This is a genomic window from Novosphingobium mangrovi (genome assembly GCF_022818885.1).
GTDB lineage: Bacteria > Pseudomonadota > Alphaproteobacteria > Sphingomonadales > Sphingomonadaceae > Novosphingobium > Novosphingobium mangrovi.
This window is the reverse complement of the sequence record NZ_JALHAT010000080.1, coordinates 1-7,667: the sequence shown is the minus strand read 5'-3', so window position 1 is coordinate 7,667 and position 7,667 is coordinate 1. Positions and strand designations below refer to the sequence as shown.

The 7,667-nt window shown below is 66.8% G+C and carries 6 protein-coding genes; 4 read left to right on the top strand and 2 right to left on the bottom strand.

Annotation, left to right across the window (positions count from 1 at the left end):
• The first annotated feature begins 110 nt into the window (after window positions 1–110).
• From MTR65_RS19975 to MTR65_RS19960, 4 genes are all read left to right on the top strand, one after another.
• Window positions 111–782: a CpaD family pilus assembly protein gene (locus tag MTR65_RS19975; RefSeq protein ID WP_327194352.1), complete on the top strand. Its 672-nt coding sequence runs from the start codon at window positions 111–113 to the stop codon at window positions 780–782.
• On the top strand, window positions 779–2,062 hold the full coding sequence (locus MTR65_RS19970) for a pilus assembly protein CpaE (protein WP_243803352.1): 1,284 nt from the start codon (window positions 779–781) through the stop codon (window positions 2,060–2,062). Before MTR65_RS19975 ends, MTR65_RS19970 begins: the two co-directional genes overlap by 4 nt.
• Before the next feature lie 82 nt (window positions 2,063–2,144).
• Entirely contained in the window at window positions 2,145–3,116 is a 972-nt protein-coding gene (locus tag MTR65_RS19965) for a type II secretion system F family protein (RefSeq protein WP_243803350.1), read from the top strand.
• A 16-nt stretch (window positions 3,117–3,132) separates the two neighbouring features.
• Window positions 3,133–4,128 carry a type II secretion system F family protein gene (locus MTR65_RS19960; protein WP_243803348.1) on the top strand — a complete coding sequence of 332 codons (996 nt, stop codon included), beginning with the start codon at window positions 3,133–3,135 and terminating at the stop codon, window positions 4,126–4,128.
• Window positions 4,129–4,219: 91 nt separating this feature from the next.
• Here MTR65_RS19960 and MTR65_RS19955 read toward each other — a convergent pair whose 3' ends face one another.
• Complete coding sequence (locus MTR65_RS19955; RefSeq protein ID WP_243803346.1) at window positions 4,220–5,578, bottom strand: alginate export family protein; 1,359 nt, start codon at window positions 5,576–5,578, stop codon at window positions 4,220–4,222.
• 34 nt (window positions 5,579–5,612) lie between these two features.
• On the bottom strand, window positions 5,613–7,358 hold the full coding sequence (locus MTR65_RS19950) for a methyl-accepting chemotaxis protein (RefSeq protein WP_243803343.1): 1,746 nt from the start codon (window positions 7,356–7,358) through the stop codon (window positions 5,613–5,615).
• Between the last annotated feature and the right edge of the window lie 309 nt (window positions 7,359–7,667).

Sequence of the window (7,667 nt, the reverse complement as noted above, 5' to 3'; positions counted from 1 at the left end):
GTCGGCGCGCTGGACACGGCGCCCCAGGCCCGGACGCAGCCGCGCGCCCGCACGGCCGCCGACGACACCGCCAAGCCCGGCTTCACCCTCAAGTGAGAGAGCTGACCACCATGCGCATGCCTTCTGCCACCCGCGCGCGTCCGCTTGCCGCCGGCGCCCTCGTTCTCGCTCTTGCCCCCGCACTCGCCGGGTGCATGGGCGGCATCCCCACCAACCGCACGATGTACTCCGAGCACCAGCCCGTGGTGCAGCAGGTCAACTACACGCTCGACCTCAACGCCGACGGCGGCGGCCTCGCCTATGGCGAAGCCCAGCGCCTGTCCGGCTGGCTCGATGCGATGGACCTGAAGTACGGCGACAAGCTCTACGTCGATGACCCGGCCACCAGCGCCGCCGCACGGCAGGCCATTGCCGCACTCGCCGAGCGCCGCGGCATCCTCATGGCCGAGGGCGCCCCGATCACCGAGGGCTACATCCAGCCCGGCACGCTGCGCGTGGTCATCGCGCGCATGCAGGCCTCGGTCCCCAGCTGCCCCGAGTGGACCAGCAATTCCGACTTCAACCCGGGCAACGGCCTGTCCAGCAACTACGGCTGCGCCACCAATTCCAACCTTGCCGCCATGGTCGCCGACCCTGAGGACCTGCTGCACGGCGCCGAGGGCACGGGCGAGACCAACGCGATGACCTCGACCAAGGCGATCCAGGCCTACCGCGAGGCCGCCCCCACCGGCAACGGCAACACCGTGACCACAGCCAGCACCACGACGGGAGGAAACCAGTGAACGCACCCTGGAAATCGGGCGGCGGCAATGGCCGCGACCAGTTCGCCGCCTACCTGTGCGACGAGGCCTCGCTTGACGTGATCCGCCCGATCGCGATGGAAATGGGCTGGCAGCCCGAGAAGTGCAACAAGGGTGGCCTCAGGAACGCCATCCAGTCGCTCTCGATCACCGCCTCGCCCAACATCCTGATGGTCGACCTCTCGGAAAGCGGCGATCCGCTCAGCGACATCAACGCGCTCGCTGAAGTGTGCGAGCCGGGCACGATCGTGATATCGGTCGGCCAGGTGAACGACGTGCGCCTCTACCGCGACCTCATCGCCAGCGGCATCCACGATTACCTCCTGAAGCCGCTCTCGCCCGCCCAGGTGCGCGACTCGCTGGCCCAGGCCCAGGCGGTCTACGCCGCGCCCAAGAGCCATGACGGCGCGGGCGCGGGCCAGCACGTCTCGACCGCCGTCATCGGCACGCGCGGCGGTGTCGGCGCCTCGACCATCGCCACCTCGCTGGCCTGGCTGCTGAGCGCGGACAACAAGCTGCCGACCGCCCTGCTCGATCTCGACATCCACTTCGGGACCGGCGCGCTGTGCCTCGACCTGGAACCGGGCCGCGGCCTCACCGACGCGATCGAGAGCCCGAGCCGTATCGACGGCCTCTTCATCGAACGCGCCATGATCCGCGCCAACGACAACCTCGCGATCCTCTCGGCCGAGGCCCCGATCTCGAGCCCGCTGATGACCGACGGCGCGGCCTTCCTCCAGCTCGAGGAAGAATTCCGCGAGGCGTTCGAGACCACCGTGATCGACATGCCGCGCAACATGCTCATCAACTTCCCGCAGCTGGTGAACGATGTGAACGTGGTCGTGCTGGTGACCGAGTACACGCTGGCCTCGGCGCGCGATTCGATCCGCATCCTCTCCTGGCTGCGCACCAACGCGCCCCAGGCGCGCGTGATCGTGGTGGCCAACAAGGTCCAGTCCGCGGTCAGCGAGATCGGCAAGGCCGACTTCGAGGCCTCGATCGAGGCCAAGGTCGCGCTCACCATCCCCTACGACGCCAAGGCCGCCGCGCTCGCTGCAAAGCTGGGGCAGACCTTTGCCGATGCCAACCGCACCACCAAGGCGGGCTCGGCGATGCGCGATCTCTCGCAGCTCATTCTCGAAGGACGCGAGGACGTCCAGGACGCGGGTGAGGGCAAGAAGGCCTCGCTCTTCGACAAGCTCGATCTCAAGTCGTTCATGTCGGGCATGGGCACCAAGAAGGCGAGTGCGCAGGCGCAGTGATGCACCGCCTCCGGGGCCGCGGCACACGCGCGCGTCCCCGGCCCGCAATGACGACGCAGTGACGTAAAGGACCGCAAAGGCGATGACCCCTCTTCAGCTCATCCTGTTCGCAGGCGGCCTCATGGGCGTGATGGTGCTTGTCTACCTGGCCTTCGCGGGTCCCTCGCCGAGCAAGGAGAGCGCGCGCCGCCTGAAGGCCGTGCGCTTCCGCCACTCGCAGAGCACGAACGACCGGGTCGAGGCGCAGATGCGCAAGGCCGTTGCTGCGCGGCGTCCCAAGATGCACCGTCTCGCCGGCTCGAGCTCGCAGCTCGAGGCGCTGGACCTGCGGCTGATGCGTTCGGGGCTGTCCTGGACCTTGTCGCAGTACCTCTACGGCTCGCTGGGCATTGCGGTGACGGTGACCCTGCTCATCTACCTCAAGACCAGCGCGGTGCTGCTGGCGCTGGGCATCGGCCTGTTCGCGGGCGCCGGCATTCCGCACGTCGTCCTGAACATGATGATCAGCAAGCGCACCAACGCCTTCACGACCAAGTTTCCCGACGCCATCGAACTCCTCGTGCGCGGCCTGCGTTCGGGCCTTCCCGTCACCGAGACGCTCACCGTCGTCGCGCAGGAAGTCCCGGGACCGGTCGGTCAGGAGTTCAAGCTCATCACCGAACGCATCAAGATCGGCAAGACCATGGAAGATGCCCTCCAGGAAACCGCCGACCGTCTCTCCATCTCGGAATTCAACTTCTTCTGCATCACGCTCGCAATCCAGCGCGAGACCGGCGGCAACCTCGCCGAGACGCTGGCCAACCTGGCCGACGTGCTGCGCAAGCGTGCGCAGATGAAGCTCAAGATCCGCGCCATGAGCTCGGAATCGAAGGCCTCGGCCTACATCGTGGGTGCCCTGCCCTTCCTCGTCTTCGGCATGATCTGGATGGTCAACCCGGGCTACGTCGGCGAATTCTTCATCGACGAGCGGCTGATGGTCGCAGGGATGGGCGGCGCGGTCTGGATGGCGATCGGCGCCTTCATCATGGCCAAGATGGTCAGCTTCGAGATCTGAGCGAGGAACACGACCCATGCTCGAGCAACCCACCGGCCCTACCATCCTGGGCTTCGACGTCATCCTCGTCGGCACCTTCCTCGCGATGATCGCGGCGATGGCGACGATGTACGCGATCTACACCGCGCTCACCGTGCGCGATCCCATGGCCAAGCGCGTGCGGGCCCTCAACGCGCGGCGCGAACAGCTCAAGGCCGGCATCACCACCGGCGCGCGCAAGCGCCAGAGCCTCGTCAAGCGCAACGAGACGACCGACAAGATGGGCCGGATCCTGGCCAGCCTGAAGGTCCTGCAGGGCAGCCAGCTCAAGGAGATCCAGCAGAAGCTCGCCCATGCGGGCATCCGCGACAAGCAGTGGGCCGTTGCCGTCGTGTTCGGCCGCCTGGTCCTGCCGATCCTGCTCGGCGGCACCGCCGCGATCGTCATCTATGGCCTCGACTACTTCCCCGAATGGAGCAGTTTCAAGCGCTTCGGTGGCTTCGCCGCGATGCTGCTGGCGGGCTACAAGGGCCCGGACCTGTTCATCCAAAACATTGCCACCAAGCGCACCGACGCGATCCGCAAGGGCCTTCCCGACGCGCTCGACCTGCTTGTCATCTGCGCCGAGGCCGGTCTCACCGTCGATGCCGCCTTCGACCGCGTCGCGCGCGAACTGGGCCGCGCCTACCCGGAACTGGGCGATGAATTCTCGCTCACCTCAATCGAGCTCTCGTTCCTGACCGAGCGCCGCCAGGCTTTCGAGAACCTCGCCTGGCGTGTCGATCTCGACGCGGTGAAGGGCGTGGTGACGACGATGATCCAGACCGAGCGCTACGGCACCCCGCTCGCCTCGGCGCTGCGCGTGCTCTCGGCCGAATTCCGCAACGAGCGCATGATGCGCGCCGAGGAAAAGGCCGCGCGTCTGCCTGCGATCATGACCGTGCCGCTGATCCTGTTCATTCTGCCCACGCTCTTCGTGGTCATTCTGGGCCCTGCGGCCTGCTCGATCGCCGACGCTTTCGGCGGCGACTAGAGCGCCCCGCCCGACCGCACGAAAAAGCCCCCTCCCCGCAGATCGCGTGGAGGGGGCTTTTTCGTAGGGATTGCGGCGCCTGACGGGACCATCAGAACAGGAAGTAGATGTCCCCATAGCCGTAATGGGTGTCGCCCCGCTCCTGCACGTTGGGCGCACGCTTCAGGAACGCGCCCTTGTCGAGCCAGGCCGCGCCGAGATCGACCTTGATGCGCTTGGGGATGAGCCAGTAACGCACGCGGGCCTGCAACTGGCTCCCGCCGTCGCGCCCACTGGCGCCGCTGGCATCGCGAATGCCGGTAAAGGCGAAGGCATCGTTCGTCGAATCCAGCCACAAGCGGCGCCAGTCGACGAAGGCATCGAAGCGCTTGGACGGCGCGATTTCCGCCCGCACGCCCAGACTGCGGACATTGCTGTAGCCCAGCGGACCATACAGCGACGTCGGCCCCCAATCGCCCCGGCGCGGGCCATAGAGCGAATCGAAGCGTTCGTGGCGCGCTGTTCCCGCCTTGTCGCCGCTCGCCATGTCCGCCTGAAACGAGAGCCGTGCGTCGAGCGCTCCGGGCAGCGTATAGCCGGCTTCGCCATGGGCCATGTACGCGCGCACGGGAACGCTGGGCGCGCCCTCCTCGCGCGACGTGCGGATCCGCCCGAGCTGGAGCGCGGCTTCCAGTTCAAAGTCCCAGCGCCCCGCCTCGGGCACCTGGAGGCGCCCTCCGAAGGTGCGCAAGTGCCGGTTGCGGGTCGCATGCGTGGCATCGTCGCGCTCGTCGAGCAGGAAGGCATAGCCCTCCAGCGCCACCGGCCCCCGCTGCGCCGCGGCAAAGGCGCCCCAGAAGCGCAGGTCGAAGCCCTCGGTGTCGACCGACCAGGCGTTCGCAATGACCTCCCCCTTGGTGTCGGGATGGCGCTTGTCCGGCAGGGTGTAGAAGACGCTCAGGCGCTCCTTCCCCTCAGGACCCTGCCAGTCGAGGCGCGCGCCTGTAAAGGCGTTGGCCGCGTTGCGCCAGCCCGGATCGCCGACAAGTCGCTTGCTGCCGAAATTGAGCACCATGCGCCCCGCCGTGACCGAGACCTGGTCCGAAACGTCCAGTCCCACGTAGAGTTGGGGGACCTGCAAGGGATCGATGTGCGCCGAACTGATCGGCGTATCGAGATCGATGGCATAGCCGCGCGAATCGCGGATTTCGGCCCCCGCGCGAAACCGCCCACGGGTGTACTTGGCCGAAATGCTTGTCCGGATGGTCAGCGCATCGTCCGAGCGCGCGCCCGAACTGCGATAGGCATTGTCGTAAGCCTCGTAACGGAACCGCACACTGCCCGAGAGGTCGAGTTCGCCCGCTTCCGCAGCTCCTTGCGCCAAGGCCGATGGACTGAAGCTCAGGGCCATTCCGGCGAGGAGCGCCCGGCGCAGCATCGCGCCCGTCCGCGCCAGGGGGGGAACGTTCATGGCCAACACCTTTTCGCTAACCCCGCACACGTCTTCAGAACTCATCCCATTCCCCATCGCTCACCATGGGCTGCAGCGCCGCCGATCCGGCCGTCGCATAGGGCTGAGGAGCTTGCGCCACAGGCGCGCGCGCCAACTTCGGCGGGGCAAAAGATGGCGCCTGCAACTGGACAACTTCGCCCGCGCCCAGCTTGAACTTGCCCACCAGTTCAGACAGGCGGTCCGCCTCGCTCGACAGGCTGCGCGCGGCGGCGGTGCTCTCCTCGATCATGGCCGCATTCTGCTGCGTGATGCGGTCCATGGCGCTGATGGTCTCGGTCGTCTGGCGCAGCTTGCCCGACTGCACCTGCGAGGAATCCGCGATCGAGGTCACGAGCTGCGTCGCCGAGGCAATGCTCTCGATGATGCGATCAAGCGCAGCGCCGGTATCGTTCACCATGACGACCCCGGAGGCGACCTGGACCGAACTCGTCTCGATAAGCTCGCGCACTTCGCGCGCGGCGTCGGCCGAACGCTGCGCAAGCGCGCGCACTTCGGTCGCCACCACCGCGAAGCCCTTGCCCATCTCGCCCGCACGGGCGGCCTCGACCCCCGCATTCAGCGCCAGGAGGTTGGTCTGGAAGGCGATCCCGTCGATGACCGAGATGATCTTCTTGATCTCGGCGGTCGAGTGATCGATCGATTGCATGGCGGCCACGGCATCGGAGACGATCGTCCCGCCCGACTGCGCTTCCTCCACGGCCGCAACAACGCTGCGGTGCGCGGTGGTAGCTTCCGAGGCGGTAGAGCTGATGTCACCGCTCAGGTCGCGGATACGCTCGGCAGCTTCCCCAAGATCGCTGGCGTGCTGTTCGGTGCGGGTGGCAAAATCGCTCGAGGCGTCGTTGATCTCGCGCGCGCCCGTGTGGATCGCATGGATCGCGTGCGAGACCGCCAGCAGAGCCTCGCGCAGGCGCCCGGCCATGGTGTTGAAATCGGCGCGCAACCGGCCATAGGTCGCCCCGATATCGGGCAGCTCGGCGGTAAGATCGCCTTCGGCAAGCGCACTCAGCTGGGTTCCGACCATCTCGATCATCGCGTGCGTGCGCGCATCGCTCTCGGCCTTGGCGCGGGTCATCACCTGAAGGCGCTCGGCGACGCGGGCGAGGTCGCCGATTTCATCGCTTCGGTGCAGATGCGGAACGGTGAATTCGACCTCACCATTTTCCACCCGGGCAATGGCCGAGCGGATATCGCCCAGTTCGCCCACGATGCTGCGCCGCACGCGCTGCGCCACGATATAGGCAAAGCCGCAGGCCACCAGCGCCAGCACCACCGAGACGCCGACCAGGGTGAGCGCCATGGTGGTCTGCTCGGCATCGATCGCCACCGAACGCGCGATGACGGGATCGCGGATCGCCTCGATATTGGCATCGACCGTGTCCCCGGCCTCCATGATCCGCGCGACCCCGGCGCTCCCGACCGGCCCATCGGCCATGACGCCATCCACCACCGCAACGTAGGCCTTGGCGCTTTGCTCCACCACGTCGGCGGCCGACAGTTCGTCCGGGCTCAGATGCTTGCGGGTTTCCTCGTTCGAGGCAAAGAAGTCCCGCGCGTTGCCTTCGTAGGCTTCGCGCGTCGTTGCATCGTTGATGAGCGCATGGCGAAAGACATCGCGCTCCAGCGAGGCGAAGTCCTTTTCCAGAAGCGCGGCGTAAAGAGCCTGGTTCGCCGCATCCTGCGCGCGCTCATCCATGCGCGCGCCCAGCAGCGAGGAGGCAAGAACCAGGGCGATCATGCACGCCCCCACGCCCGCGGCACAGAACGCGAGCAGCGACAGGCGCCGACTGACGGAAAGTTTATCCAGGTAAGCGGACACCGATGAAGCCCCTTGTCTCAAGCCGCGGCACTGCGGCGTCGAGCCAGCGCTTAGACCCATACCTGTGAAAACCCGCCCAAGTACGGATAGGTAATTCCCCAATAGCCTTCTGGAACATGACCTTATCGACACCAACTCCGGCGAGAAGCCGCGTATCGGAGTGTCGGACTGCTGAGGGGAGCGGGGAAGGGAGAGGCTTTGCCAGTGCCTTGAACGCCAAAAGCCCGC

What these genes read in the sequence shown, in the direction of transcription:
- MTR65_RS19965 (WP_243803350.1), top strand. Translation starts at nt 2,145, where the DNA reads ATGACCCCTCTTCAGCTCATCCTGTTCGCAGGCGGCCTCATGGGCGTG.
- MTR65_RS19960 (WP_243803348.1), top strand. Translation starts at nt 3,133, where the DNA reads ATGCTCGAGCAACCCACCGGCCCTACCATCCTGGGCTTCGACGTCATC.
- MTR65_RS19955 (WP_243803346.1), bottom strand. Translation starts at nt 5,578, where the DNA reads ATGAACGTTCCCCCCCTGGCGCGGACGGGCGCGATGCTGCGCCGGGCG.
- MTR65_RS19975 (WP_327194352.1), top strand. Translation starts at nt 111, where the DNA reads ATGCGCATGCCTTCTGCCACCCGCGCGCGTCCGCTTGCCGCCGGCGCC.
- MTR65_RS19950 (WP_243803343.1), bottom strand. Translation starts at nt 7,358, where the DNA reads ATGATCGCCCTGGTTCTTGCCTCCTCGCTGCTGGGCGCGCGCATGGAT.